The organism is Bradyrhizobium sp. (assembly GCF_036735945.1).
Classification (GTDB): domain Bacteria; phylum Pseudomonadota; class Alphaproteobacteria; order Rhizobiales; family Xanthobacteraceae; genus Bradyrhizobium.
Map to the genome: position 1 here is coordinate 66328 of NZ_DAINNI010000001.1, position 26590 is coordinate 92917.

Annotated in this window: 20 protein-coding genes and 1 pseudogene; 11 read left to right on the forward strand and 10 right to left on the reverse strand. The window is 59.8% G+C overall.

Annotation, left to right across the window (positions count from 1 at the left end; translation table 11 throughout):
• Positions 1-176: 176 nt before the first annotated feature.
• From V7E26_RS00325 to V7E26_RS00340, 4 genes are all read right to left on the reverse strand, one after another.
• Positions 177-956 carry a Crp/Fnr family transcriptional regulator gene (locus tag V7E26_RS00325; RefSeq protein WP_324412259.1) on the reverse strand — a complete coding sequence of 260 codons (780 nt, stop codon included), beginning with the start codon at positions 954-956 and terminating at the stop codon, positions 177-179.
• A 207-nt stretch (positions 957-1163) separates the two neighbouring features.
• Positions 1164-1427, reverse strand: a complete 264-nt coding sequence (locus V7E26_RS00330; RefSeq protein ID WP_442893331.1) for a universal stress protein — start codon at positions 1425-1427, stop codon at positions 1164-1166.
• A complete protein-coding gene (locus V7E26_RS00335) occupies positions 1414-1845 on the reverse strand; it encodes a PAS domain-containing protein (RefSeq protein ID WP_324412261.1) in 432 nt (143 codons plus the stop codon). Before V7E26_RS00335 ends, V7E26_RS00330 begins: the two co-directional genes overlap by 14 nt.
• The gene (locus tag V7E26_RS00340) at positions 1842-2171 is read right to left on the reverse strand and encodes a hypothetical protein (protein WP_324412264.1); all 330 of its coding nucleotides are present in this window, start codon (positions 2169-2171) and stop codon (positions 1842-1844) included. The genes V7E26_RS00335 and V7E26_RS00340 overlap by 4 nt, the downstream gene beginning before the upstream one ends.
• A 612-nt stretch (positions 2172-2783) precedes the next feature.
• Between V7E26_RS00340 and V7E26_RS00345 the strand changes: the two genes are divergently transcribed.
• The 8 genes from V7E26_RS00345 (at position 2784) to V7E26_RS00380 (ending at position 10715) form a co-directional block, all read left to right on the forward strand.
• Entirely contained in the window at positions 2784-3155 is a 372-nt protein-coding gene (locus tag V7E26_RS00345; protein ID WP_324412266.1) for a DUF488 domain-containing protein, read from the forward strand.
• Between the two features lie 225 nt (positions 3156-3380).
• Entirely contained in the window at positions 3381-3809 is a 429-nt protein-coding gene (locus V7E26_RS00350) for an OsmC family protein (protein ID WP_324412268.1), read from the forward strand.
• Between the two features lie 36 nt (positions 3810-3845).
• Positions 3846-4031, forward strand: a complete 186-nt coding sequence (locus tag V7E26_RS00355) for a DUF2945 domain-containing protein (RefSeq protein WP_324412270.1) — start codon at positions 3846-3848, stop codon at positions 4029-4031.
• 268 nt (positions 4032-4299) lie between these two features.
• Positions 4300-6375 carry a transketolase gene (gene tkt, locus V7E26_RS00360; RefSeq protein ID WP_324412272.1) on the forward strand — a complete coding sequence of 692 codons (2076 nt, stop codon included), beginning with the start codon at positions 4300-4302 and terminating at the stop codon, positions 6373-6375.
• A 160-nt stretch (positions 6376-6535) separates the two neighbouring features.
• The gene (gene gnd, locus V7E26_RS00365; RefSeq protein WP_324412274.1) at positions 6536-7579 is read left to right on the forward strand and encodes a phosphogluconate dehydrogenase (NAD(+)-dependent, decarboxylating); all 1044 of its coding nucleotides are present in this window, start codon (positions 6536-6538) and stop codon (positions 7577-7579) included.
• A gap of 97 nt (positions 7580-7676) precedes the next feature.
• Complete coding sequence (gene zwf, locus V7E26_RS00370; protein ID WP_324412455.1) at positions 7677-9197, forward strand: glucose-6-phosphate dehydrogenase; 1521 nt, start codon at positions 7677-7679, stop codon at positions 9195-9197.
• Positions 9194-10015: a Cof-type HAD-IIB family hydrolase gene (locus tag V7E26_RS00375; protein WP_324412276.1), complete on the forward strand. Its 822-nt coding sequence runs from the start codon at positions 9194-9196 to the stop codon at positions 10013-10015. Before zwf ends, V7E26_RS00375 begins: the two co-directional genes overlap by 4 nt.
• A gap of 487 nt (positions 10016-10502) precedes the next feature.
• Complete coding sequence (locus V7E26_RS00380) at positions 10503-10715, forward strand: hypothetical protein (protein ID WP_324412278.1); 213 nt, start codon at positions 10503-10505, stop codon at positions 10713-10715.
• A gap of 114 nt (positions 10716-10829) precedes the next feature.
• Here the strand turns inward: V7E26_RS00380 and V7E26_RS00385 are convergent, their stop codons facing one another.
• On the reverse strand, positions 10830-11774 hold the full coding sequence (locus V7E26_RS00385; protein ID WP_324412280.1) for a Crp/Fnr family transcriptional regulator: 945 nt from the start codon (positions 11772-11774) through the stop codon (positions 10830-10832).
• A 379-nt stretch (positions 11775-12153) separates the two neighbouring features.
• Entirely contained in the window at positions 12154-14556 is a 2403-nt protein-coding gene (locus V7E26_RS00390; RefSeq protein WP_324412282.1) for a glucan 1,4-alpha-glucosidase, read from the reverse strand.
• 949 nt (positions 14557-15505) lie between these two features.
• Between V7E26_RS00390 and V7E26_RS00395 the strand changes: the two genes are divergently transcribed.
• Positions 15506-18313 carry a UPF0182 family membrane protein gene (locus tag V7E26_RS00395; RefSeq protein ID WP_324412283.1) on the forward strand — a complete coding sequence of 936 codons (2808 nt, stop codon included), beginning with the start codon at positions 15506-15508 and terminating at the stop codon, positions 18311-18313.
• Between the two features lie 535 nt (positions 18314-18848).
• Positions 18849-20177: an MFS transporter gene (locus tag V7E26_RS00400; protein WP_324412284.1), complete on the forward strand. Its 1329-nt coding sequence runs from the start codon at positions 18849-18851 to the stop codon at positions 20175-20177.
• 280 nt (positions 20178-20457) lie between these two features.
• Here the strand turns inward: V7E26_RS00400 and V7E26_RS00405 are convergent, their stop codons facing one another.
• Positions 20458-21291 (reverse strand): TIGR00282 family metallophosphoesterase, encoded by an 834-nt coding sequence (locus tag V7E26_RS00405; RefSeq protein ID WP_324412286.1) that lies wholly within the window; start codon positions 21289-21291, stop codon positions 20458-20460.
• 404 nt (positions 21292-21695) lie between these two features.
• Positions 21696-23504 carry a glycoside hydrolase family 15 protein gene (locus V7E26_RS00410; protein ID WP_324412288.1) on the reverse strand — a complete coding sequence of 603 codons (1809 nt, stop codon included), beginning with the start codon at positions 23502-23504 and terminating at the stop codon, positions 21696-21698.
• A 29-nt stretch (positions 23505-23533) separates the two neighbouring features.
• On the opposite strand from V7E26_RS00410, the pseudogene V7E26_RS00415 reads away from it, so the two are divergent.
• Positions 23534-23796, forward strand: a pseudogene (locus V7E26_RS00415) (dihydrolipoyl dehydrogenase); the annotation flags it as partial.
• Positions 23797-23847: 51 nt separating this feature from the next.
• Here V7E26_RS00415 and V7E26_RS00420 read toward each other — a convergent pair.
• Complete coding sequence (locus V7E26_RS00420) at positions 23848-24609, reverse strand: SDR family oxidoreductase (protein ID WP_324412290.1); 762 nt, start codon at positions 24607-24609, stop codon at positions 23848-23850.
• A 59-nt stretch (positions 24610-24668) separates the two neighbouring features.
• Positions 24669-26483 (reverse strand): PHA/PHB synthase family protein, encoded by a 1815-nt coding sequence (locus tag V7E26_RS00425; protein WP_324412293.1) that lies wholly within the window; start codon positions 26481-26483, stop codon positions 24669-24671.
• Positions 26484-26590: the final 107 nt, after the last annotated feature.

Sequence of the window (26590 nt, forward strand, 5' to 3'; positions counted from 1 at the left end):
GACGGCCGGTGACCTGTCCTCTGAAAGAGCCCAGGTCTTGGCGTTAGACGATATGCCCGGGCACCGCAGTGACCGGGAGCAGTGAATATTGATTTTCGATTTGACCGAGCTTCCCGAGCGTCACCGCGTCTGCGCCAGCGTTGACAGGATCATTGTAGATCTATCGGAGGCCTGGTTCATTTTCGGCCCCGAGAAAATGAGGTGCGCTCAAGGTACGATGGCTCAAACTCTGCCAGAATCTGCAGCGCGGCTCTATCCAGAACGTTGATGGTATGATTTTGTGTGCCGATCAATCCTTGATGCCTCAACTCGCTGAGCATGCGGTTCACATGGGGCGCGCTCAGTCCGACGGCATCGCCGATGGCTTCCTGGGAGAAGGGCAACTCGAATGAGTCTTCCGAAGCGCATCCAACGGCCTTCAGCCGGAAGTGCGTCTCCAGAAGAAAATGCGCAACCCGCTCAAGCGGAGACCGACGACCGGCATTCACGAGATGATGCGCATATATCGATGCCTCGCGGGCTGCGAACCAGATGAGCGCAATCGCGATATTGGTCCTTTGCCTGCAAAGCTCGGTAAAGGCTTTAATCGAAACCCGATGCAGACTCATCGGGGTTGCCGCCATAACCGAAAAGATCGAGCGCTTGAACAAGGAGGCGGGGAACCCCACAATATCGCCTGGCAGCACTGCATTGAGGATCTGTCGTCCTCCCTGGTGCAGCAACGTGAAGCGGAGACCAAACCCGCTTTCGACAAGGTCCAGGGTTTCGTACTCGTAGCCCTGGACGATGATGTCCTGCCCCTTCTTCACAGTGACCCTGCGATCGAGTGTACGGCCAAGGGCTTTCAGATCCTCCCGATCGATATGTCCGTGAGACATAAGCTTGACAACGAAAGGATGATCCTCGATCGCCCGATCCTTGGTGGCATCGGCGCCGCCGGTCCGTTGGACGCGCATTCCGAACCCCCGCAGGATTGCTCGAATTTATCTGGAAACTCATCATCTGCATGATTCCAGAAGACCTGCGAGAAGAAAATCACAAAGAGCCGATCGTCCAGCAGAAAAACACATGTAATATCAACATGACGGGCACCCGATTTCCGATCCGGCTGTTCTACGAACCGTCAATTGCGAGCGGGCAGTCTCCAATGCTACGATGCAAGGTCAGTGCGAAATAAGCACCGGGACGGTCATGGAACGCAGCATGCTGTGTGTCACGCCACCCAGAATGAACTCGCGCAGTCGCGAATGGCCGTAGCCACCCATGACAATCAGGTCCGCGCCGCTGTCGGCTGCATGCGACAGGAGTGCGTCAGCGACGTCAACTTTCTCGAGAATGATGCGGTTGATCTTCACATCAAGCCCGTGGCGAGCCAGAAGACATGCCCCACTTCTATCGAGTGTCGGACGAAGCTCAGCCGAAGACATGGCTCGCAGCTTCCTTACGCAATCGCCTCAGCTCCTCGAACCGTTGGGTGACATCGCGAAGGATCGCAGCCATTCCCAGTATGTGCCCAGTTCGGTCGGGGAATGGCAAGATGGTGAATTCGATTGAGATGCGCGCTCCATCCTTTCGTAAGGCCGGTACTGCAAGAATATCGCCCGCGCCATAGCGCGTCTTTCCGCTTCGGATGGTTTCGGCAAAGCCATCCCAGTGGCGCTTTCGAAGCTTTTCCGGAATGATGATATCGAGCGATTTTCCGACGGCCTCCGACTCGGAAAATCCAAAGATGCGCTCCGCAGCCTTGTTCCAAAAGGTGATCGTGCCCTGAGCATCCGCATAGATGATGGCGTCAGGGGCCTCACGCACCAGCGTTCGATAGAACCGATCAACGTCCGGGGTCATGAAGTCGCCTCCTGGTAATCCGCCTCGATAGTATCATCACGGCCACGGGCGGTATGGATAACATTCAGAACAAAGGTGAGCGCGACGGCAACCGCCAAGTTGACGACAAGGCAGGCTAGCGCGGCATAACAAGGAAGTGCGAGCTCACCAATCTGCAGCCGAAACACGGACGTCGAGAAGCTAAGTGAATCGATCATCGCAGTCCCAACTATGATCCCTGCCGCACCGCCACGCATGTCGATGGAACAAAGTGCCAGCCAACCGCCGGCAAAGTTTGAATCATCAAGACGTTGCAGATTACCCGGACCCAGACCCGAATGCTTCACTTCCGATCATTGCGTCTGCGCAATATCCGTCCGTCAAACTTGGTCTAGGCTTCCTGCCGTGGGACCAATTCGACTTGGAATTCGGCGGCTCTATCGCTTAGAGCGAGATCCGCGCGTTGGTGAGATATCTCGAAGGATGATGACGGAGGATTTAACGATGATTGTTGAACAGTTTGACCGTCAAACCATGGCAAGAATGGAAGTTGCACTGGACGGAGCTTGCGAGCATTTTGCTTGCGGCGGGAAGCACAACGTTCGCAAACGCGTGGCCCAAAGTATCATTCGGTGTGCGAAGGCGGGGAACACCAGTTTGGACGCGTTGACGGAAGCGGGCGAACGCGCCTTAGCGCTGCCATCGCATCATAGCGGGGGAAGACCCCAATTCCGAGGCACGAGCACTCGGCCAGTTTGGTAGAGCGCGGCATAGCAAATGCAAATCATGCGTAGCAGTTGCAGTCTGCTGCGGCTTCCGAAGCGGATCTGGAGAAGGAACGCGCGGTCTAGATCGAGCGGCAACGAATCGTGCACTCACAACTGAAGTTTTCCAAATAACAGGCAATCGGAAGGGATCGCTTGGCCGGAACGGACGTTGCATCTCAAAGGACGAAATCGATGAGCAAGAACATCGCAGCAGGTCACGTCAAGCTCAAACGGGCGTATGAACCGCCCGCCTCGGATGACGGCATCCGCGTCCTTGTCGATCGGCTCTGGCCGCGCGGGGTGAAGAAGGCGGATGCCGCAATCGATGAATGGATGAAGGAAATCGCGCCCAGCACCGAATTACGCAAATGGTTCGGGCACGATCCCGAACGCTGGCCGGAATTTCGCCGTCGCTATAAATCGGAGATCCGGCAGCATGCTGAGCAATTCGATCGTCTGCGGCATCTTGCACAACACGGTCGGATTACCCTCGTGTTCTCGGCGCACGATGAGGCGCACAACGATGCGGTGGTGTTAAAGGACCTGCTCCTGCGCCACAACTAAGTGATGACGGAGGTTACAAATGACACCGCAAGGGAATCGTGCGGGTTTTCGTCAGCGGTTACGGGGTGATCGGCAAGCGGGTCGCTGACGCAATTGCCCTGCGGCGCGATATGACGCTCGTCGACATATCCGTCTCGCTCGGGATCAGCAATCGCCCGCTCAGGCAGGCAGCATGATCGGGCGATACATCATACGCCTAGACAAGGTCAAAAATGGAGAAAACCAATGGTGGAACGTAGCGCAGAGGCAGAGTGGAAGGGTTCGCTTACCGACGGATCCGGAACTATGAAGCTTGGGAGTGGAGCCTTCGAAGGCCGATACTCCTTCAAGACTCGATTTGAAAACGAGAAAGGCACCAATCCCGAGGAACTGATCGCGGCGGCGCACGCCGGCTGCTTCTCAATGGCGCTGGCACTTGGCCTCGGCCAGGCCGGGTTCACGCCGCGGCGCATTCATACGAACGCAAAGGCTCGGATCGAGCGGGTCGATAACGGATTCAAGATCACGCGGATCGAACTCGACACTGAAGCCGAGGTGCCTGGAATCGGGGATGCGAAGTTTCTCGAGCAGACCGAGGCAGCCAAAAAAGGCTGCCCGGTATCCCAGGCACTGGCCGGCACCGAGATCAGGCTGACGGCGCGGCTCCTGGCGTGACGCGGGTTGCAGCCGGCCCGATGGCGCGAGCATGGCGTGACCTGGAATCCGGAAGCGGGCCATGTCAGCGACACGATGATCAAAGTGCACACCAAAGACATCGACTACAAGGGATACGCTCATCACGCGAGCGATGACGATCCGCAGTATGAAATAAAGAGCAGTAAGACCGATCACATCGCGATGCATAAAGGCCAGCCGCTGACAGAAATCAATGCCTGAATTCTGGAGCGGGGTCGATGAGCAAACGAGCAACGGCTGACCACGCGGAGTTCAAGCGCGCCTGTGAACCCGCCGCCCAAGGTGCCTTCGCAACTAGCTCAAAGCGCGCGCGAGGTGATGTGGCACGGTCGCTGCCGCGACGCACTTCGGTAGATGTCTGTTTATGGGAGCCGCATGTCGATTTTGAGAGACGCGGGATCGGAGCGCGGCACCTGCCGCGCCAGTCGAGACGTGCTCGCCGAGACAAAAATCAAAGCGGAGAGTTCGAATGAACGCAGCGCCTTCTACAATGCCTTTCGATCCTGCATTGGATAATGAGTGCATCGACACTCTGCGTTTCCTCTCCGTTGACGCCGTGCAAAAGGCCGACAGCGGCCACCCGGGGCTGCCGATGGGCGCTGCGGCGATGGCCTATGTGTTGTGGGCGCGCTTCCTCAAACATAATCCGGCCAATCCCGGATGGTTTGACCGCGACCGTTTCGTGCTGTCGCCCGGGCATGGCTCGATGCTGCTGTACAGCTTGCTTCACCTCACCGGCTACGATCTTCCACTTGAACAGATCAAGCATTTTCGCGAATGGGGCAGCATGACGCCTGGGCATCCCGAGCGTGGCGTTACGCCGGGAGTCGAGACGACGACCGGACCGCTCGGTCAAGGCTTTGGCAACGGCGTCGGTTTTGCGATGGCCGAAGCGCGCCTGGCGGCGTGTTACAACCGGCCTGGCGCGGAAATCGTCAATCATTTCACCTATGGGATCGTCAGCGATGGCGATCTGATGGAAGGCGTGGCCTCGGAGGCCGCGTCCCTTGCCGGCCACCTGAAACTCGGTAAGCTGATCTACCTCTATGACGACAACCGGGTGACACTGTCGGCTGGAACCGACATCACATTCACCGAGGATCGCGCGCGCCGCTTTGAGGCCTATGGCTGGCACGTCCAGTCGGTCACGGACGGCAACGATCTTGTTGCGATCGACGCGGCCCTGCGCTTGGCTCGCGCGGAACCGGAGCGTCCTTCCCTAATCCTGGCGCGGACCCACATCGGCTACGGCGCGCCCGACAAGCAGGACAGCTTCGAATCGCACGGGTCGCCTTTGGGCGTCGACGAAGTCCGGCTAGCGAAGCAGAATCTTGGCTGGCCGATCGACCCGCCATTTTACATCCCTGAAAAGGCGGCCGAACACTTTCGCAAGGCTATCCAGCGTGGCAAGGCGGCCGAGACGGAGTGGAATGACAGGTTCGCAGCCTACAGCCGCACGTTTGCGGATCTGGCCAAAATTTTTGAGCGGATAACGCACCGCGAATTACCGGATGGATGGGATAGGGATATTCCGGCTTTCCCCGCGAATGAAAAGGGCATGGCCACTCGCGTTGCCGCTGGGAAGGTAATGAATGCGGTCGCGCCTCGATTGCCCGCACTGATTGGCGGTTCGGCGGATTTGAATCCGTCGACTCATACCGCCCTTTCCGGGTTCGGAGATTTCGAGCCCGCCGGAATGACCGTACCTGACAAGCAGGGTGCGGTGGAGGGTGTCTGGAGCTATGCCGGTCGCAACATCTATTTCGGCGTGCGCGAGCACGGCATGGGAGCGATCCTGAACGGTCTGGCGGCGCACGGGGGCGTCGTGCCATTCGGCGCGACATTTTTGATTTTCTCCGACTACATGCGGCCGCCCATCCGTCTCGCCGCGATGATGAAGCTGCATGTGATCTATGTTTTTACCCACGACAGCATCGCCTTGGGGCAGGACGGGTCCACCCATCAACCGGTGGAACAGCTCGCCGGCTTGCGCGCGGTTCCAGGTCTTACCGTCATTCGCCCGGGCGACGCCAATGAGACGGCTATTGCCTGGCGGATCGCGCTGGAAGCGGGCGACCGTCCCGTCGCATTGGTTCTGACCCGTCAGAATGTGCCGACGCTTGATCGCACCCACTGTGCCGCAGCAGATGGCGTGCGCCAAGGTGCATACGTCCTGGTCGATGCTCCGGACGGCCGACCGGACGTTATCCTGATTGCAACCGGTTCGGAAGTCGGCCTGGTCATGGCCGCTCGACAAAAGTTGCAGGAGCAAAACATCGGAGCGCGCGTTGTCTCCATGCCAAGCTGGGATCTGTTCGATGCGCAGCCACAGAGTTATCGCGACAACGTACTATTGCCCGCCGTCCACGCGCGGCTTGCTGTGGAGGCGGGCGCGTCGCAGGGCTGGCATCGCTATGTCGGCGATCGCGGTGATGTGCTGGGCGTGGACCGCTACGGCGCGTCGGCTCCGGGCGACGTCGTGATGCGTGAATATGGCTTTACCGCCGACAACGTATGTAAAAGGGCCGCTGCGCTGTTGGGCTAGGAGCACGGCGAGAAGATGAGGCTTCGAGCCGCCTTGGCAAACGCGACACATTGACGATGAAATATTCGGCTTCATGCCGGAGCAGCGTTCGACACGGCGATGCGGGATCGCTGGATGAGGAGAATGTGTCGTAACGCCTTGTCGTAAGGAGTGAGGCAAAATGCAGATCGGTATCATTGGATTAGGCCGTATGGGCGGCAATATCTCTCGCCGCCTGATGAAGGCCGGGCATCAATGTGTGGTATTCGACACCAGCGCCAAGCCGCGCGAGGCGCTCGCCAGGGAGGGCGCCACGGCCGCTGGCTCGCTCGCCGAGATGACGAAGGCGCTCGTGGGCAAGCGGCGCGCCGTTTGGGTTATGCTGCCCGCCGGCGAGATTACCGAAAAAGCGGTCGAGCATCTCGGCGGCCTGCTGCAGCCGAACGACATCATCATCGATGGCGGCAATTCCTTTTACAAGGACGACATCCGCCGCGCCAAGAAACTGGCCCAGAAGCACATTCACTACATCGACTGCGGCACGTCCGGCGGCGTCTGGGGCATCGAGCGCGGCTACTGCCTGATGATCGGCGGTCCGAAGGAGGCTGTGGATTATCTCGACCCTGTCTTCGCGGCGCTTGCCCCCGGCCTGGGCGATATTCCGCGCACGCCCGGCCGCGAGAAGGCCGCCTCCCACGCCGAGCGCGGCTATATTCACGCGGGGCCGTCCGGCGCCGGGCATTTTGTCAAGATGGTGCATAACGGCATCGAATACGGATTGATGCAGGCCTATGCAGAGGGCTTCGACATTCTCCGCAACAAGGACTCCAAGGACCTTCCCGAGGACGAGCGTTTCGCGCTGAACATGCCGGATATCGCCGAGGTCTGGCGGCGCGGCAGTGTCATCTCATCCTGGTTGCTTGATCTGGGCGCCGCTGCGCTGGCGAAGGATCCGCAGCTGAAGGAATTCTCCGGCTACGTCCAGGACTCCGGCGAGGGACGTTGGACCGTCGAGGCCGCGATCGAGGAGGCGGTTCCGGCGGATGTGCTGTCCACCGCGCTTTACGCCCGCTTCCGCTCGCGGCAGGAGCACAATTTCGGAGAAAAGATCCTCTCGGCGATGCGTTTCGGCTTCGGCGGCCACATTGAGGGTAACGAGCCCATTGATCCTGAAACGAAGCCGAAAAAGCATGACCATTCGGCGGCACCGAACGCCGCGGAGTAGCGCGATGCCGGACAACCATCCGATCGGAGCCTCTCCGAGCGCGTCAGCGGCGCGGAGGTTGCCGCGGCGGCAGGTCCCTCCGGCCGACCCCTGCGCCATGGTGATCTTCGGCGCTGGCGGCGACATGGCCAAGCGCCTGCTGATACCGGCTCTCTACAACCTCTCGCGTACCAAGGTCCTGCCGGAAAGATTTGCGTTGATCGGCGTGGACCTGACCGACGGGACGACGGAAAGCTGGCGCGACCATCTCTACGACATGCTGAAAACCTTCGTTGGGAACGCAACCGCGGAGTTCGATATCGACCGGATCGACGAGGCAGCTTGGAAACGGCTCGCGGAGAAGATGTCCTACATCCAGGGCGATCTGACAAAGCCAGAGCTCTATGAGAAGATCGAGGGCGCTTTGGGCGATGCGGAGAAGGCCCATGGAACACAGGGCAACGCGATCTTCTACCTCGCGGTCGCCGATCGGTTCTTTGGCGCCGCAGTTGATCAGCTCGGTAAGGCAAAGCTCACCGATCAGGGCGAGGACAAGAACGGAAAGCCCCGGTTCTGGCGCCGCGTAGTGATCGAGAAGCCGTTCGGCCACAGTCTGGACTCTGCGCGCCAACTGAACGTCCGCATCCTGCGCACGCTGCACGAGAACCAGATCTTTCGGATCGATCATTTTCTGGGAAAGGACACGGTGCAAAGCATCATGGCGTTCCGGTTCGCTAATGGGCTGTTCGAGCCGATCTGGAATCGCGATCGGATCGATCATGTGCAGATCACCGTGGCGGAGACGGTGGGCGTGGAGGGGCGTGGCAAGTTCTATGAGCAAACGGGTGCGCTCTGCGACATGGTGCCTAACCATGTGTTCACGCTCCTTTCGATGGTGGCCATGGAGCCGCCCACGGGCTTCGACGCGGCTTCGATCCGCACCAAGAAGGCCGAGGTGTTCGCCGCGATGCCTGCCGTCAAGCGGGCAAGGGCGGTGCGTGGCCAGTATGGCGCCGGCACTGTCTTGGGCAAGCCGGTGAATGGCTACCGGGGCGAGCCGAACGTGGCGGCGGATTCCAACATTGAGACCTATGTTGCCATGCAGCTCGAGATCGACAACTGGCGCTGGGCGGGCGTGCCCTTCTATTTCCGTACGGGAAAGCACATGTCGCGGCGTCTGACGGAGATCGCGATCCGCTTCAAGCAGGCGCCCTACACGGCGTTCCAGGACACCGCCGTCGATGTTCTACGGCCCAACTGGCTGGTCCTGCGCATTACGCCTGATGAGGGCATTTCGCTGCAGTTCGAGGTCAAGCGGCGTGGACCGGTGGTCGACCTTGCCGCGGTGAAGATGGACTTCCACTACGATGACTGGTTTCCCAAAGAGCCGAATGTCGGCTACGAGACGCTGATCTACGACGTCATGATCGGCGACCAGATGCTGTTCATGCGCGCTGACATGGTGGAGCAGTCCTGGCGCATCGTACAGCCGGTGCTCGATGCCTGGGCTGCTGAAAAGGCCGATTTTCCGAATTACGATTCCGGCAGCGACGGCCCCAGGGCGGCCGGAGAATTGTTGGCGGGCGACGGAGAACGAGCGTGGCGACCGGTGATCCCTGCCATGGAGCGAAAGCAATGACGGGTCAGCATGATATTCGTCTGTTTCTGGCCGATGTGGATGGTGCGCTGGTCACCAAGGACAAAGTGCTGACCGAGGCGGCGAAAGCGGCAGTGCGGGAGCTCGATCAGGCCGGCGTCGCCTTTGCCATCACAAGCGGGCGACCGCCCCGAGGCATGAGCATGCTAATCGTGCCGCTCGCGCTGCGGACCGCCATAGCAGGCTTCAATGGTGGGGTGTTGGTCAATCCCGATCTCTCCGTGATCGAAAGCCACACGCTCGATCCGGCTGTGGCCAAGCAGACCGTGAAGCTGATCCTGGATCAGGGGCTGGACGCCTGGGTCTACACGGAGACGGAGTGGCTGATCCGCGACAAGAAGGCGCCGCATGTGGCGCGCGAGGCCTGGACGGTGAAATTCGACGCCAAGCTCGTGGCGTCGTTCACCGATGCGCACTTGACGCACGCAGTGAAGATTGTCGGCATTTCGGACGACCTCGACCTGGTCGCCGCCTGCGAGAAGTCGGCGCAGCGGGAGCTGGGTGCGAAGGCGAGTGCGGCGCGCTCGCAGCCCTACTATCTCGACGTGACCCATCCGCGAGCCAATAAGGGAACGGTCGTCGAAACGCTGTCCAGGCTCTTGAACATTCTGCCCGCGCAAATCGCCACCATGGGGGACATGCCGAATGACGTCCTCATGTTCCGCAAGAGCGGATTTTCAATCGCCATGGGCAATGCCAGCGACGAGGTGAAGGCGCAGGCGAGCGCCGTGACCGATAGCAATGAGAATGAGGGCTTTGCCAAAGCGGTGCGGAAATTCGTTCTGCGAACAGCCGCATGACCCGGGTGACGGGAACCCGTCTGTCAGGAACGCCCGCTGGCGCGTGCGCGTCCTCATGAAGGAGCGCACAAGGAGTCCCACGGCCATCGTGAATACCAACCAAATCGTTGCCGACACCATATAGGCGACGAATACTCGCCCCAGTACGCGGTCATCTTCAATGTTACCGCGCGGTAGTGAAACGCTGGCAGCGCCTTCCGACATCATCGGCTTCGCGCCTCAAACGCTCTTGTTTCTGGAAATTGGCAATCGTCCAGAAAGGCTCCATCGAGGATTGTTGCGATAAGTGGCGCAGCAATCCCTATCCAGCCGCATTGATCGTACGCAATATCGCGGTTCAAAGACACGAACTGTTCCGAGATGCCAATTAAGCTTTCCGATCTGGTCATTTGGCGCTTGCTGGAATCATGGACATCCTCGGATTGTGGGGCTGTCCGACTTCATTAGCGCCCGGCGGGGCCACATGTGTTTGTGAATGGAGGTCTCAATGCCGTACTTTGTCGTCCGATTCGTGAAGGACGTGCTGGGCGAAAACGGCCAGATGCGCGAGGTTGGCCAGGCGACGGTGGAGCTTGATGCTCGAAACGAACGGGAAGCCGAGCAAAAGGCCAAGCAAAGGTTCTGTGACATGCACAGGACCCGTGACTGGTCTTTGCATGCAGACCGTTTGAAGGTTGATTCAGCCGACTTGCAGTCCTGAACATCAAGTCAAGCAATATCGAGCCTGCGCCTCTTCTTCCAGGCCGCCACAGACCTCTCCGCAAGACCACCGAATTGGGAGGGCACACCCGCTCAGCAACTCCTCGCACCTCAACTATCGGATCGGAGGCTGAGAGAATGATGTACGCTCAAGGTACGATGGCTCAAACTCCGCCAGAACTTGCATTGCGGCTCTATCCAGGATCTTGATGGTATGATTCTGTGTGGCGATCGATCCCTGATTTCTGAGCTCGCTGAGCATGCGATTCACATGAGGCGCACTCAACCCGAGGGTATCGGCGATGCTTTCCTGGGAGAAGGGCAGATCGAATGAGTCTTCTGAGGCGCATCCAACGGCCTTCAGTCGGAAGTGGGTCTCCAAAAGAAAATGCGCGACGCGTTCGAGCGGCGATCGGCGGCCGGCATTCACGAGATGATGCGCATATATCGATGCCTCACGGGCCGCGAACCAGATGAGTGCCGTTGCGATATTGGGTCTTAGTTTGCAAAGATCGGTAAACGCGTCAAACGAAACTCGATGCAGGCTCATCGTCGTTGCAGCCATGACCGAAAAGATCGACCGGCTGAAGAAGGACGCAGGGAATCCGACAATATCTCCAGGCAATATTGCGTCGAGAATTTGCCGGCCGCCTTGATGCAGCAAGGTGTATCGTAGACCAAACCCACTCTCGACGATATCCAGGGTCTTGTACTCATAACCTTGGACGATGATGTCTTGTCCTTTCTTCACGGTCACCCTGTGATTCAGTATGCGGCCAAGGGCTTTGAGGTCCTCCGCATCGACGGCTCCGTGGGCCGATAACATGGCAACGAACGGATGATCCTCGATCGCCCGATCTTTATTGGCGTCTGCGCCAGCAGCCTGTCGGACGCGCATTTCATATTCCCTCGCACGATTGCTCGACACTCTCTGGAAAGCTATCCGCGGCACCAACGTCAATGCGACATAAGGACCGGAACCGTTATTGAAATGCAACATGTTCCGTGTTGCGCTCCCCAAAATGAACTCGCGCAGTCGCGAATGGCCGTAGGCGCCCATGACACCCAATTCCGCGCTGGAATCCGCGGCATGGGACAGGGTGAGTCGGCAACGTCAATTTTCTCGCGAATGATGCGGTCGATCTTCACACCAAGCCCATGACGAGCGAGGTGTATCGACGACAGTCATCACCTCAGTACGTCCCACCAGCGCCAGGAACGGTATGGCGTCTGCAATGACGGGCCGAGATGACGATGTCGAAGGCGGATCGATGGCCCGGTGTGGGACGCGACGGTGCTCTTGAAAAACCGCGGCCGGCCGCTGCAATTGATGAGTGTGTGCGTGCGCTCGCGATCCTGCTCGCGTTCCCACGTCTCTCGTCCTGCAATGAGCCCATAGCCTTATCGACGCGCTCCTCGACTCCGATCATGAAGGGATGTCACATGACAGCGAGGTCATAGTCGATGCCTTCCCAGCGGTCATCGGCGGGCCAATAGATCGTGAAAACGATCGCGTCGCCTGACTTGAGGCCTGCAGTATCGAGGTCCGCGAAGTAGACGCCGAGGCCGCTGTCCTCTGTCGGCGTGTCCTGAACGGTTCGCCAGCCGTCCACGCTCCAGTGGACCGACGCGGTCGAGAGAAGCTCGACCCGGAGAACACGCCCTGCCGGCAGGCGGCGGCATTTGTTGTTGAAACGCCAGATGGCGTGGCGTGGACGCACGCCTTGAACCTGATAGCGCTCCCGGGGCTGCGGCGGCATGTCGTACACACGCTCGTCCGCCAGCGAGCGCAGGAGCTTGACATGCTCCGCATGTGCCCAGGCCAGCGGCATCGCCGAGCCGGAAGGCCGACCGCGGAAAAGCTCGCGCTCGGGGATGTCCGCCGCGTCCCACACTTGCTCAGGAATAAGATGACCATCGCTTGCGAAACCTTCGAGCGCCGCGAGCAGCGCTATTGCACCAGCCCTGTTGCCCGCGGTGAGTTCGTAATGCGCCCGTTCGCCTGTGAGCAGCGGCCAGGCGCGACCGATGCCAGTGCCGTCGAACGGTCGGCCGTCCTCGTGCTCGCCATAGCCGTCTGCGTTGTAGCGATGCCAGCATGGCCCAGCAGGCAAATCGACCTTCAGCAAGGCATCGATCACCCGCACGGTATTGAGAATGCGCGGATCGCCGGCGGCGCGCAGGCCGAACCGCACCAGCGCGAGTGCGTCGGGGCTTACCACCAGCGAGGTTTTCTCGCGGCTCGCTTGCGGTGGTCGATTTTTGATCGGGACGAAGCCACTGACGGGAGATGCGGCATCAGCGGTCTCCGGCGGCGCAATGCGGACGTAGTAGCCGTCAACGCCTATCTGCCGGGAGAGCGGCGTATCGATGGCATAGGTCCATTGCTCGACCAGGCTGTTCCAGATATCGGCGGTCTCGCGGAGGTAGACGGCCAAACTCGGCGCAGCGAGTTGGTCAGCGAACTCGGCGGCAACCAGTAACGCAGCGATCTCGACCGCAAGAGTGAAGGGCGAATAGCCGCCATCCTCTTCCCACCGGTCCTGTCCCGTGACCGGCCCGTTTCTGACGACGAATCCCGCCGCCTTCGCAATCATCGGCCAGACGCGAGGCAGGTCCGCCTCGGACAGAGCTCCTTCGCGGCGAGCGAGGTCGACGAGCAGGATCGGAAAGGCGCATTCGTCGAGCTGCACGCCGTTCCAATAAGGCGTCCCATCGAGCCAGCAATTCTGGGGCCAGTGGCCGTCCGCCTCCTGAATGCCTTGTAGGTAGTCGATGACCTGCCGCGCCTCGTCCTTCGCGCCGGCGGCCAGCAGCCCGCCGGCAGTCTCGACGAGGTCGCGCGGCCAGGCAAGGTGATAGCCGCCGAGATCCTCGTCGCCCTTGGCGAAGCCCCAGGGAACGGACAGGCTGGCGATGTAGCCGCCGGCAAATGAGCGGGCCTCATGCGTCCGCAGCACGGCCGTGCTGACCCGATATGTATTGTGGCCGCCTGGATGCCCGGCGGAGTCGAGCGGCAGAAGTTTGTCCTGCCAGGCGCGCCAACCCGCGACATACTCCTCGATAGCCGTGTCGGCGCCTTCATCGAGGCTGATGCGAACGCGGAGCGCGGCCTCTGCGGCGGTCCTGCCAAAACCCAGGGCGAGGACAAAGCTGCCGCCGCATGCCGCCACGTCTACTTCGCCGGCAAGAGCGACATTGCCGTTACGTGCGACATCGTAGCGCCAGCGCAGCTCGAAATGTTGCCGAAGGTCCTGCCATCCGTCCGAAGACCCAACAAAGCCGACCGAGCTAGCGACGAACGGAACGGAGCACCCCAGGGCGAGCATCGTTCCCCTGCCTTCGGCGAAAAGCATCGACATGCCCTTGTAGTCGTCGATCCATGCCGTATTGCCGGCGCCTATGTTCACGAGGTGTGGCGCAAGAAGCGCAAAGAGCCGATAGTCGGACGCAGTCCCGGCGAGCGCCTGAAATGTCACGCGCTGCAGGACGACGTCTCGACGCGGGTCGGCGAGCACCATTTTCTCGATCTGGTAGCGCCCCTGGCTGCAGGTGTTGGTCATGACGAAGGCCGGCACACCCTCGGCGATCCGCCGAATAGTGCTGCTTGCATGGCGTTTCTCTTCCGAGAAAAAGCTACGTCCGTCGGTGACGATGAGGCCAAGATCCCGCGTACAGGCCTGATCAATCCGAGGATAATAGATCTCGTTGAGGATACCATGGCTCAACGTGAACCAGACCCGGCTCTGCGGTTGCAATGCAGTGCCAACGCCGCTTTTGGCGCTGGACGTCCACCGCGCCGGAATGCCAGGCCAACCTGGCGCCGGCTTCTCGAAGGTCATCTGCATCTTCCTGTCTGGACAGCATCGCAGGCGACAGATTTGCTGGGGCTGCATGATCGCTGAAACTTGGCGAGGGCGCGCGCCGTGAGGTTCTCGCCCGTCAATCCTTCGCCGCAGCCGTCCTTTGCAGCATCATGGCAGCTTTCGAATAACTCGGACTTCTGCGCAGACCACACTCGACTTCTGAAAAAAGCCAACGGCTCGAAAGCTAGCTTCGTTGATATCTTGTGTCTCTGACCGGAAGCATTGCGTGCAATCAACATCATCGGAGCAAGGGCAGGCTGTGTCTGAGGAGGCGGGTGAGCCACAGCACGGCGCGAACGCAAGCGCGGCGCTATGATCATCACGTCCAAGCCCGGAGTCGCCAAACGGGGTGAAGTTTTTGGTGATCCGTGGTGGCCACGGCACTGTGCTGCTCGAGAGTAAAATCAATTGCCGCGTCTCTGCTCACGCGCAATAACCGGACGCAATGAGTTGTCCGCCATTAGACGTAGAGTTTGGCTCACCGGAAGTCGGGAGAGGTAAACGGACGAATGCTGGTTTTTCTGGTATTCTGGTGGAGTTTCGCGATAGCCGTCGCTGCTTACTCAAGCTACCGGCAAAGAGCACACACAGCGGATGGTATCTCCGCCCCTTATTCCAGCGCAACGGTTCCTTCCAGAGAGGTGAGCGCAGGTGCCGAAACGAGAATCCCGACCGATTGGAGTTTCTGAGCAGCGCATCTCTTTTTCGTGGTTCGCACGACGTAGCGGCGGCGCACCGCAGGCGAAACGGACTGGAGGGTGTGGGTCGTGCGGGTCGCGACCGCGTTCATGCTGGCGCATGCCATTGATATGCAGGCCAACAATCAAACGAGTGATCCCTCATTCGTTGATTACACCCGCAAAAGGATTGGCAATGGGTCGCCGGGGCACCTGCCGACGTTCACTTCGGACGGGGATAAGCCATCATGCTGCAAAGAGATCATGATGCAGAGGGAAAGCATCAAACGCATCCATCAGCGCCGCTTGCCATATCCGGGCCGGCACGGCGGGATCCGTGGCGTGGTATTGTAACGTCCCTCTTCAGCGGCGCGATCGTGCTGGTAGTCTGCCTCGTCCTGCTGGGGCTGACGAGCGGCTTTCTGGTGGATTGGCTGTGGTTCGCCAAACTCGGCTACGTGACGGTCTTCTGGACGACGATCGCAGCCGAGATCCTCGTATTCTCGATCGTCTTCGCGGTCACCGTGACCAGCCTTGGAATCAATTCATGGCTCGCGTTGCGCGCCGCGCAACGCCGTCAATTCCTGACGGCCCCGGTTCAACCGCAAACCGTCGGTGTGGCGCCGCTCGACCAACTCCGGCTCGTTCGTCACCGGCTGCCGTGGCGCTGGGTGATTGCCGCCGGCGCCGGCATCGTGGCGATAGCGGTCGCCTGGTTCGAACTCGGCAATTGGATGATCTTCTTGGGACTGGTCTATGGCGGCCCCTACGGCGTGGCAGATCCGCTCTACGGCAACGATATCGGCTTTTATCTGTTTTCGCTTCCGGCGTTGATTAAAATCGCGCACTGGTTGCTGCTGACGCTGGTCCTTTGCGCGTTGTTCGCGGGAGCGATCTACTGGATTTACGGCGAGATCGAACTCGTGGCGCAGCGGCGCTGGGCGTCGCCGATCGCGATTCTCCACGGCTCGGTGCTGCTCGGCGCCATTTTCCTCGTCAAGGCGTGGTCGTATTGGCTCGACCGTTACCTGCTGCTGTATGCCGACAATGGGGTGGTGGTCGGAGCCGGCTTCACCAGCATACATGTCGAACTGCCGGTCCTGTGGTCGCTGGTCGGCATTGCCGCTGCCGCGGCGCTCGTCTCATGGAGCAATATTCGCATTCGTGGGTACCAACGGCCGCTGATCGCGGTTGCCGTGGTGTACGGTGCGGCGTTTGTGCTTGCCGGCGTGGTCCCGGGACTCTTCCAGCGCTTTTTCGTCAAGCCCAACGAGTTGCAATGGGAGCGGCCCTTCATCCAGAACAACATTGCGCTCACGCAGATGGCCTACAATCTGCACCAGGTCGTCGTCAAGCCGTTCCCGGCCGAGCAGGATTTGACCTTCAAGGCTCTCCAGGCCAATCGAGCAACGGTCGAGAACATCCGGCTGTGGGATTGGCAGCCGCTGATGGATACCTATGCGCAACTTCAGGAGATCCGCACTTACTACAAATTCCACGACGCTGATGTCGATCGCTACTGGCTGGACGGCAAGTACCAAAGTGTGATGCTGTCTGCGCGCGAACTACAATCCTCCTTGCTCCCACCGAATGCACAGACGTGGGTCAATCGGCATCTGCTCTTTACCCACGGCAACGGCGTGGTAATGAGCCCGGTGACGCGCAAGAGCCCCGAAGGGTTGCCGCTATTGTATCTACGCGACATTCCACCAGTCGCCGATGGCGGCCCCGAAGTCCGCGAGCCGCGGATCTACTTCGGCGAAAAGATGGAAAGTTATGTCGTCGTCAAAAGCAAGACACCGGAGTTCGATTATCCGAAAGGCAAGGATAACGCTTACGCCAAGTACGACGGCAACGGCGGCATCGCGCTTGACGGTATCGGGCGCAAAACGCTGTTCTCGTATTATTTCGGCGATGTCAATTTGCTGCTGTCCGACTACATCGGCGACGCCAGCCGGATTTTGATCCGGCGCGATATCCGAGAGCGCGTACGGACCATCGCGCCGTTCCTGAGCTACGATCGCGATCCGTATCTGGTCGTGAGCGACGGCCGCCTGTTCTGGATGCTCGATGCCTATACCACCAGCAGCTATTTCCCCTATGCCAAGCCAGCTCGCAACGGCAGCCTGAATTATATTCGCAATGCGGTGAAAGTGGTGATCGATGCCTACAACGGCGCGACGGATTTTTATCTGATCGATAGCGTCGATCCGATCGCCGCCACCTATCAGCGCATTTTTCCAGAGCTGTTCAAGCCCATCTCGGCCATGCCGGCCGATCTACGCCGGCATATCCGCTATGCCGAGGATATGTTCCTGATTCAGGCGGAAATCTACCGGACCTATCACATGGATCAGCCGGACGTGTTCTATAACCGCGAGGATCTATGGCAGTTTCCGCGGCTGCCGGCCGGCAGCCCCACCACGACGATGATGCCGTATTACATTATCATGCGTCTGCCTGGCGAACCGCAGGCCGAGTTTGTCGTCATGCTGCCGATGGTACCGAGCGGGCGCGACAACATGATCGCGTGGCTCGCCGGGCGCTGCGACCCGCCCGACTATGGCAAGCTGATCGTGTATGAGTTTCCAAAGGAGAAGCTGATCTACGGGCCGCTGCAGATCGAGGCGCGGATCAACCAGAATACCGAGATATCGCAGCAGCTTTCGTTGTGGAATCAAATGGGCTCGCGAGTCATTCGCGGAAACCTGCTGGTGATCCCGATCGAAGACTCCATTCTTTATGTTTCGCCGCTCTATCTGCGCGCCCTTGAAGGACATCTGCCGGAACTCAAGCGCGTTATCGCTTCCTATGGTGAACGCGTGGTGATGAAGGAAACGCTCGAGGACGCGCTGGCGGCGCTGTTTGTCGAGCCCATCTCTGCCAACCCCGATGCCGAAGCCGGAGTCGCGGCTCCCGGCATCGCCGCAAGCCGGGCGCGCCAGGCCCTGCGGCGCTATGACCAGGCCGTGGAGCATTTGAAAGCCGGCGACTGGGCCGGATTCGGCACCGAGCTCGAAGCGATGCGCCGCATCCTCGACGAGATGGCCAGATGATTCACGCAGCAAGCTACCGAGCGTGCCCAACGCATTGCGTCCTCGCGAAGAAATTGGAGAACGCACACGAGGTCGACGGATTGCCCGAGCTTCCCAAGCAAATGCCGGGGAGGCGGACGAGCCGAATTGGATGACCGCAAGACTGCTGTGGAACTTCCTCGGAGATGACCTTTACACTCTGGCGGGCTGGCAAGGCCGGTCTCAGGGTCTCGTCTGATGACTTTCTACGCAGAGAGCAGGCCTGACATGCAGGGTCGCATTGGAGAGACCCCCGCGCGATGATTAAAACTGAAGCTGAAGTGAACCAGGTTGGCTGGCCTGTTCGAGGTTGTCGAACGGGGAGGATTGCTGGTCGAGCGATTGTAGCGTGCATCCGGATCGGAGACCCCACATTCCTGGCGCTTCACGCAAGCGTCAAGCCTCAAGCATGGGGGTGAGGTGCTTGCCAGTTCAGCATGATGCTCGCGTACCCGATGCGGTACGAGACCCCTTCGGTGAGCCGCGGCCCGTTAACCGTCCGTTGGTATTTATGATAGTGGCCCTGACGCTGCTGATGATGTCCGTTGATTCGACGATCGTGGCGACGGTGTTGCATGCCTTGCAACACGGGCTGGGAACGACGATCAACTGGGCCGGATGGAGCCTTACCGCATATTCGTTAGGTTTCGTGTTGATGCTGCCGGTTAGCGGCAGACTCAGCGAACATTACGGCCGCCGCAGGGTGTTTCTTGGCTCAGTCGTGATGTTCACGGTGGCATCGCTATTGTGTGGGTTGGCGGACAACATCTTCCTGTTGATCGCGTTGCGTGCGGTGCAGGCGGCGGGCGGCGCAGGCTTTACGCCGTCGGCAACCGGAATCATCGTCGATCATTTCGGCGACGAGCGTGATCGCGCGGTTAGCCTGTTCGGCAGCATCTTTCCAATTGGCGCGATGATCGGTCCGGTATTCGGCGGACTGTTCGTTTCGCATTGGAGCTGGCGCGGTGTGTTTCTGGTCAACGTTCCGATCGGACTTGTGGTCATCGTGTTGGCGTTACGTTACATTCCGCGCGACCCGCCTCGGGATAAGGTTGATCTCAGCATGGACATCACCGGTATGGCACTGCTTGGGTGCGGTTTGCTGGCCGGCATGCTTGCTGTCAGCTCTCTGAGCGAAGGTCACGCATATGTGTGGCTGCTCGTGGTCGTGGTACTGTCGGCAGTCGCGATCGTCACCTTGTGGGCGTTCTTCCGCCATATCAGCCGTTCGAGACATCCGCTTATCGCTCCTGACCTTATCTGGGGGGCGAGTTTCGGCCCGGTCAACCTCGTTAACATGATTTTTGGCGGTACGACCATTGGAGCGGCGGCACTCATCCCTCTGTATGCCACCAATCGCTACGGTATCAGTGCGTTTGATGCTGGCACACTGCTGATTGCACAGGGGCTGGCAACCGTTGTGCTGTCGGTCTCGATTGCCTTGGTGCTCCGGCGCACCGGTCATCGACTGCCGCTGTATGTCGGCGGCACTGCCATCGCGGCTGGATTGCTTCTGCTTGCCCTCAAGCCAGTTTGCGGGGTTTCGCCGTACGCCTGGTTGGCGGGGTCGGCATTTCTGATTGGTGCGGGCAGTGGGACAATCAATCCGGCAACCCGCAATGCCGGGTTGCAACTGGCGCCTGATCAGTCTTCGATCCTTGCCGCGCTCCGCTCCCTGTCTCTCCAGATTGGATCGATTGCTATAATCTCGATGACCACAGCCGTCCTCGCTGGTTCGGCTGACCCTGGCAGCATTCAAGCCTGGGTCTATGTCATCGTCGCTCTGCTCCTGATTGCGGCCCTGCCGCTCGTTGCTCGCGTGCCGGAGCACCATGGATCGTGGTAGTCCGGTGGCCGCGTCGGACGCAGAGGCCCCTGCACCGATCCAGATCTGCATGGTTGGATGTTGAAGCGCCGAACACATGTTAAGCCCGCGACAGCTTCGACTGCGAGCGTCCTTCATTTGGTGAACGGCTCGAATTGCTGCCTTCGGTCACCAAGACGGCGCTGCGACAATCAAGGACCGTGTGGATTGGTACGATCGTGTACTAACTCGTCAGGCCGCGCGTTCGCCATGTCAAAATGGCTCTTCGGCGAAGGAGGTGCGAGGTGCTGCCGTCGGTGCGCTAGCTCTTCTCATCCGCGAAGGACGGAAGAGCCGGTTTCAGACAGCCGCCGATTCGGACCGGAGCGATACTGAGCGCCAATCCCGAGCGGTCGTCAGTCTCGACTAGAACGGCGCAGAGCGTCGCCTCGCCAGAGGCCGGCTCGAACCGTGCGGAGGGTATCCCGGTCGTGAACCGGCGAAGGGGCTCCTCTCTGACCATGCCGACGATTGAATTATAGTCGCCGGTCATGCCCACGTCCGTCATGAAGGCCGTTCCTCCCGGGAGGATCCTGTCGTCCGCGCTCGGCGTGTGCGTGTGGGTTCCGACGACGAGGCTTGCGCGTCCGTCACAAAAGTGTCCGGCGGCGTGCTTTTCGCCGGTAGCCTCGCAATGAAAGTCGACGATGGTCGCCTCGACGGCGCGAACGAGCGGGTTGGCATCGAGCTCGGCTCCGATGCGGCCGAACGGATCTTCCACCGGCTCCATGAACAATCGCCCCAACGCGTTGATGACGAGCGCGCGTCGTCCGTTCCTGACTTCGATCAGCAAGGCTCCTTTACCGGGCGTGCCCGCGAGATAGTTAACAGGCCGCACGAGGCGGGGGCATTCATCAATGAATTGCAGAGCTTCCTTCCTGTTCCAGGAATGGTTGCCCAGAGTGATAACGTCCGCGCCGGCTGCGAGTAATTCGTCGTAGATGGGGCGCGTGATTCCGAAGCCGGTGTCGGCGGCGTTTTCGCCATTGACTATCGTGAGATGAACACTCCAGCGACTGATACAATTCGGAAGATGCGTGCGAACGGCTTGCCGTCCTGCCTTCCCCACGATGTCTCCAACGAACAGAATACGCATCTCGGTCACCGATATTCGAAAGGAATGTTTAATTATGTCACCGGCCGGCCCATCGAACAACTCGTCGCGAAATCGCCGCACCTATCGCCGCTGCCGACCTCGCTGATAAGGGTTCCGCGCACCGTCAAGCTGACTATCTGCGCGAGAACGCCGATCTCTGGAATAGCCTGATCAAGCGATGGATCTATGCCAACGGCACGCCGCTGACGAACGAGATGGGTGTCGACGGTTACTCCGCATCGCTCCGCCCGAGACTGCTGATGTCGCCTCACCGATCGGGGGATTCGTACAGATCAAAAACCGTCCGCCGCCGGACAGCAGGTGGGCGGCCTCGCAAATCGTGAGCCCTGACGCGCTCGCTCTCGTACGCTTCGGGCTCCGTGCTCCGGATAATCCGCGCGTTCTCAACCACTCGCGACTTCACGCCCGGACCTTTGCCGCACCGGCTTTTCCAAACGTGTGAGGTTGTGAGCCGTGTTGACGAGCGCGATATGCGAGAGTGCCTGAGGGAAATTGCCGATTAACCGCTTCGTCTGTGGATCGTATTCTTCTGACAGAAGTCCAACGTCATTCCTGAGCGCTAGCAGCCGTTCGAATAGTTGCTGTGCTTCCTCGTGCCGTCCTATTGCCAGCAGGCTATCCACGAGCCAAAAGCTGCAAGCGAGGAATACGCCTTCGCCTGGGGGCAGGCCGTCGCGGGTGTCCGCGGTGTCATAGCGTCGGACAAGACCGTCTGCCAGTAAATGTTGTTCGATAGCGGCAATAGTGCTTCGAACCCTTGGATCGTCGGGAGGCAGGAAACCAACGGCTGGAATGAGCAGCAAACTGGCATCGAGGTTCTTTGATCCGTACGATTGCACAAAGGCGCCAATCTTCGGATCGAACGCGTGACTGCAAATCTCTTCGTGGATGGTTCCGCGCAGAGCGCGCCAGTGTTCGACTGGCCCTTCAAGACCGAAGTCTTCCGCGCCTTTGATAGCGCGGTCGAAAGCCACCCAGGCCATCATCTTCGAATAAGTGAATTGCTGGCGACCACTGCGAACTTCCCAAATTCCTTCATCCGGTTGATCCCAGACGGTCCCCAGGTGATCGAGGAGCGCACGCTGCACGGCCCAGGCGTGTTCCTCCACGGCCACTTTCCCGTTGCGTCCTTGACAGAAGGCATCCATCACCTCGCCAAAGACGTCGAGCTGCAATTGGGTGGCGGCGGCATTGCCAATTCGCACCGGTTTAGATCCCTCATAGCCCGGTAGCCAGGGGACCTCCCATTCTATTAGACGTCGCTCGCCCAGCAGGCCGTACATGATTTGCACTTGCGACGGCTCGCCAGCCACCGCACGCAACAACCACGCTTGCCATGATCGTGCCTCTTCGTAGTAGCCCGAGTTCATCAGCGCGAGGAGAGTGAAAGTGGCATCCCGCAACCAACAAAAGCGATAGTCCCAGTTGCGTGGACCTCCAAGTTGCTCTGGCAGGGATGTGGTGGGAGCGGCAACGATACCGCCTGTTGGACGATACGTTAACGCCTTCAGTGTAATGAGTGAACGGCGAACATCGGCTGACCACTCGCCCGCGCTGGTGCAGCGACTTATCCAGTGACGCCAGAACGTTTCCGAATCGACGAGAGCTTTCTGTGCGTCAATGGGGCCAGGAGGCGACAGGTGCGAGGCAGAATAGGTCAGGACGAATGGAACCGTTTGGCCGGCCGATACGGTGAACTCACCGATCGTCGTGAAATCCTTCCCTCGCAGTCGCACTGGCGTGCGAACGACCACCATGTCCGGTCCGGAAATGGCCCGCAAACCGCCATCCTCCATCCGGGTCACCCAAGGCACGAGCGAACCGTAATCGAAGCGTAGAATAAGCTCGGTATGCATTGCAACGCGACCGCGACGGCCGACGATCATGCGAACCACGTCGGACGTTTTCCCGCGTGGCGGCATGAAGTCAACCAAGGTGACAGCGCCGTCCGCCGTTTCGAAATCAGTCTCCAGAATAAGCGTATCGTCGCGGTAGTGCCGGGAAATACGTGCGGCCTGGTCCGTTGTCGTAATCAGCCACCGACCGTGCTCGCGGCCACCGAGGAGTGCCGCGAAACAGGCGCTGCTGTCGAAACGCGGCAAACAGAGCCAGTCAATTGATCCATCGCGTCCAACGAGCGCGGCAGTTTCGCAATCTCCCAAAAGTGCATAGTCTTCAATCTTCAAGGACATGACAGGCAACTCCGTGCGACCGCCGAGCCTTCGCCGATCCGGAGGTCGCCAGTGTCGGCCTTTCGCCGGACGCCGCACGTGCCGTACACGGTGAAACGCGTGGCGCCCTGTTTCCCTTCCGCGCCAATGGCCGGGCGCTGACGCGGCAGCGCGAGGAGGGGTTCGTGCGCATAGTTGCGCGCGCAGACAATCACGTCATACTCGGCGTGCAGGCGGTCAAGCTGGCGCGTCCGAGCGGTCGGCGGCATTCGCGTTCGCGCAGGAAATGGACGCGCTGCTCGACGATCTCGCGCTGGTTCACGAGTCCTGCTCCGAAAAAGTTGGCATGGCTGTTGCTCAGCGGTCATATCCGCAAGCCCCCGTCCACCTCCAGAATTCGGCCGTCGTAATAGTCGTTCTGGAGGATAAATAGCGCTGCGCGCGCGATCTCCTCGGGCTTGGCTAAGCGTCGCAGCGGAATGGTCGAGACGATCTTGTCTTTGACATTCGGCGGGATAGCAGCCACCATCCGCGTCTCGGAAAATCCTGGGGCAATACCGGCGACACGAATGTTGTAGCGCGCCAACTCCTTGGCCCAGGTCACCGTCATGGCGGCAACGCCTGCCTTGGCGGCGGCGTAGTTAGTCTGCCCGACGTTGCCGGCGCGTGAGATGCTGGAGATGTTGACAATCACTCCGCCGTGGCCACTTTCGATCATTTGTACAGTGGCCTCGCGACCGCACAAGAATACGCCTCTGAGGTCAACTGCGATCACGCGGTGAAATTCGGCCAGCGACATTTTTCCCTGCACCTTGCCGTCTGCCGCTTTTACCAACAGGGCGTCGCTCGTGATGCCCGCATTGTTGATGAGGCTATCGACACTGCCGAAATCCTTGCGGATGCTGCTAAATAGAGACTCAACGGCTGGCTCGTTGGTGACATCGGCCGGATATTCCTCGACCTTCGCGCCTGCCTCCGAGCATAGCCGCACAGTGTTCCGAAGCTTTTCATGATCGACATCGACCAGCGCGAGCTTGGCGCCCTGCGCCGCGATGAATTCCGCCATCTTTTGGCCAAGCCCTTGCGCTGCTCCCGTGATCACGATCACCTTGCCTTGCAAGTCCATCTCAACGCTCCGGAGCACTGTTCATCTCTCAGCGGTAAAGCGACGTCCCATCGGGGTACTCATTTCATCAACACATAGCTCCCCGGGGCATCCTCGCGCGCGGCGAAACCGGCTGCCGCGTCACCGAGCGCCGGCGGACGGACCGGCTCGCCGCAGCGCGCGGCAAGCCACGAGGCCCACGTCGGCCACCACGATCCTTCGTGCGGAGGGTGATCGGAAAACCAAGTGTCCGGATCGACATAGGGTTCGGCCGGCTTGCGCGAAGATGTCCGATAATGACGACGCGGATGACCCGGCTCGGAGAGGATGCCGGCGTTATGCCCACCGTTGGTCAGCACGAAGGTAACCTCTGTATCAGTCAAGAGATGCAGCTTAAAAGCCGAGCGCCAAGGTGCTACGTGGTCGCGCTCGGTGGCGACCGCGAAAACGGGAACACGGATATCGAGCAGTGCCACGGGTCGTCCGTCGACTTTGAACCGGCCCTCGGCGAGGTCGTTCCTGAGAAAGAGAGAGCGCAGATATTGCGAGTGCATCCGATAGGGCATGCGTGTCGTATCGGTGTTCCAGGCCATGATGTCGTTGGGAAAAGACTGCTCGCCCATCAGGTAGTCGTGAATGCTGCGCGACCATATCAGATCATTGGAGCGCAGCATCTGAAACGCGCCAGCCATTTGCATGGAATCGAGAAAGCCACGCTTCCACATCATGTCTTCGAGAAAGGTAACCTGACTTTCGTCGATGAAGAGCATCAATTCACCGGCCTCAGTGAAGTCGACTTGCGCGGCGAACAGACTTACGCTCGCCAACCGCTCATCGTTGTCGCGCGCCATGGCCGCAGCGGTTAAGGCCAGCAACGTACCACCGAGGCAGTAGCCGAGCGCATGCACCTTGCGGGCGCCGGTGATCGCGGTTGCTGCCTCTATGGCGGGGAGAAACCCGTGGGTGCGATAATCATCGAAGTCAACGTCGCGGTCTTCTGCTCCTGGGTTTTTCCAGGAGACCATGAATACCGTGAAACCCTGTTGGGTGAGGAATTTGACCAATGAATTCCCCCGAGACAGGTCGAGAATGTAGTATTTCATGATCCAGGCCGGAACGATCACGGCCGGCTCTGGATGGACATGCTCGGTCACGGGCGCATATTGGATCACTTCGGCAAGCCGCGTACGAAGAACGACCTTGCCTGGCGTAACTGCCACGGCCCCACCGACCTTGAACGCATCTGTACCGCGCGGTGGCGCGCCATCCCGCAATCGCGTCAAGTCGTCAATCAGGTTGGCATAACCCCTCAGCAAATTAGTGCCCAACTCTGCGCGCGTACGTGCGAGAACCTTGGGGTTTGTCGCAATGAAATTCGAGGGAGCAACGGTATCGAGAATTTGGCGCGCGGTAAAGCTGGCCATTTCGTCATGGCGCTGGCTCACGCCGCGCACGCCTTTTGTCGCCGCATCCCACCAGCGTTCGATCGAAAGGAAATCATAGGCGTAGGTGTCGAAGGGAAAGGTCCGCCACTCAGCAGCACGGAAGCGATCGTCGTGTGGTAGCGCGTGCGCGGATGGATCTTCCGCCACCCCGAACTCGGATCGTATGGTGAACGCAAAATTGTCCGCCGCGGCAACGATAGCCTGCTGTGTCAGGCTGAGCTGCCTGCCGGGCGATAGCGCGAGATGTACCCACCAATCGAAAAATGCGCCCACCATCGCGGCTGGCGACAGGCCCGCCGTGGCTCTGGACATAGCTGCGCGCATTTCGCGATCGACGATTGCAAATGCGTTGTCACCAGATGACCTTTGCGGGGCGGCCGGGCGATGGGAGGCTTCGGTGGCGGGTGACGCCGGAGGGTCGCACGAGCGTATGGCGGCGAGCGCTGACATTCTGGAACTCCGCGAAATACGTAAAGTTGCTGCGAGCAAAGCAGACCCCGTCGAGTTCTTGAACCGGCCGAGAAAACTCGAAAGGTTCCTCGCATGTGATCCTAAAT

Bases quoted from the DNA above. Each gene is read 5' to 3' on its own strand.
- V7E26_RS00380 (WP_324412278.1), top strand. From the start codon at position 10,503: ATGCCGTACTTTGTCGTCCGATTCGTGAAGGACGTGCTGGGCGAAAAC.
- V7E26_RS00385 (WP_324412280.1), bottom strand. From the start codon at position 11,774: ATGGGCGCCTACGGCCATTCGCGACTGCGCGAGTTCATTTTGGGGAGC.
- V7E26_RS00420 (WP_324412290.1), bottom strand. From the start codon at position 24,609: ATGGACTTGCAAGGCAAGGTGATCGTGATCACGGGAGCAGCGCAAGGG.
- zwf (WP_324412455.1), top strand. From the start codon at position 7,677: ATGGTGATCTTCGGCGCTGGCGGCGACATGGCCAAGCGCCTGCTGATA.
- V7E26_RS00335 (WP_324412261.1), bottom strand. From the start codon at position 1,845: ATGACCCCGGACGTTGATCGGTTCTATCGAACGCTGGTGCGTGAGGCC.
- V7E26_RS00425 (WP_324412293.1), bottom strand. From the start codon at position 26,483: ATGTCAGCGCTCGCCGCCATACGCTCGTGCGACCCTCCGGCGTCACCC.
- V7E26_RS00395 (WP_324412283.1), top strand. From the start codon at position 15,506: ATGCTGCAAAGAGATCATGATGCAGAGGGAAAGCATCAAACGCATCCA.
- gnd (WP_324412274.1), top strand. From the start codon at position 6,536: ATGCAGATCGGTATCATTGGATTAGGCCGTATGGGCGGCAATATCTCT.
- V7E26_RS00405 (WP_324412286.1), bottom strand. From the start codon at position 21,291: ATGCGTATTCTGTTCGTTGGAGACATCGTGGGGAAGGCAGGACGGCAA.
- V7E26_RS00350 (WP_324412268.1), top strand. From the start codon at position 3,381: ATGGTGGAACGTAGCGCAGAGGCAGAGTGGAAGGGTTCGCTTACCGAC.
- tkt (WP_324412272.1), top strand. From the start codon at position 4,300: ATGAACGCAGCGCCTTCTACAATGCCTTTCGATCCTGCATTGGATAAT.
- V7E26_RS00410 (WP_324412288.1), bottom strand. From the start codon at position 23,504: ATGTCCTTGAAGATTGAAGACTATGCACTTTTGGGAGATTGCGAAACT.
- V7E26_RS00325 (WP_324412259.1), bottom strand. From the start codon at position 956: ATGCGCGTCCAACGGACCGGCGGCGCCGATGCCACCAAGGATCGGGCG.
- V7E26_RS00375 (WP_324412276.1), top strand. From the start codon at position 9,194: ATGACGGGTCAGCATGATATTCGTCTGTTTCTGGCCGATGTGGATGGT.
- V7E26_RS00330 (WP_442893331.1), bottom strand. From the start codon at position 1,427: ATGTCTTCGGCTGAGCTTCGTCCGACACTCGATAGAAGTGGGGCATGT.
- V7E26_RS00345 (WP_324412266.1), top strand. From the start codon at position 2,784: ATGAGCAAGAACATCGCAGCAGGTCACGTCAAGCTCAAACGGGCGTAT.
- V7E26_RS00390 (WP_324412282.1), bottom strand. From the start codon at position 14,556: ATGACCTTCGAGAAGCCGGCGCCAGGTTGGCCTGGCATTCCGGCGCGG.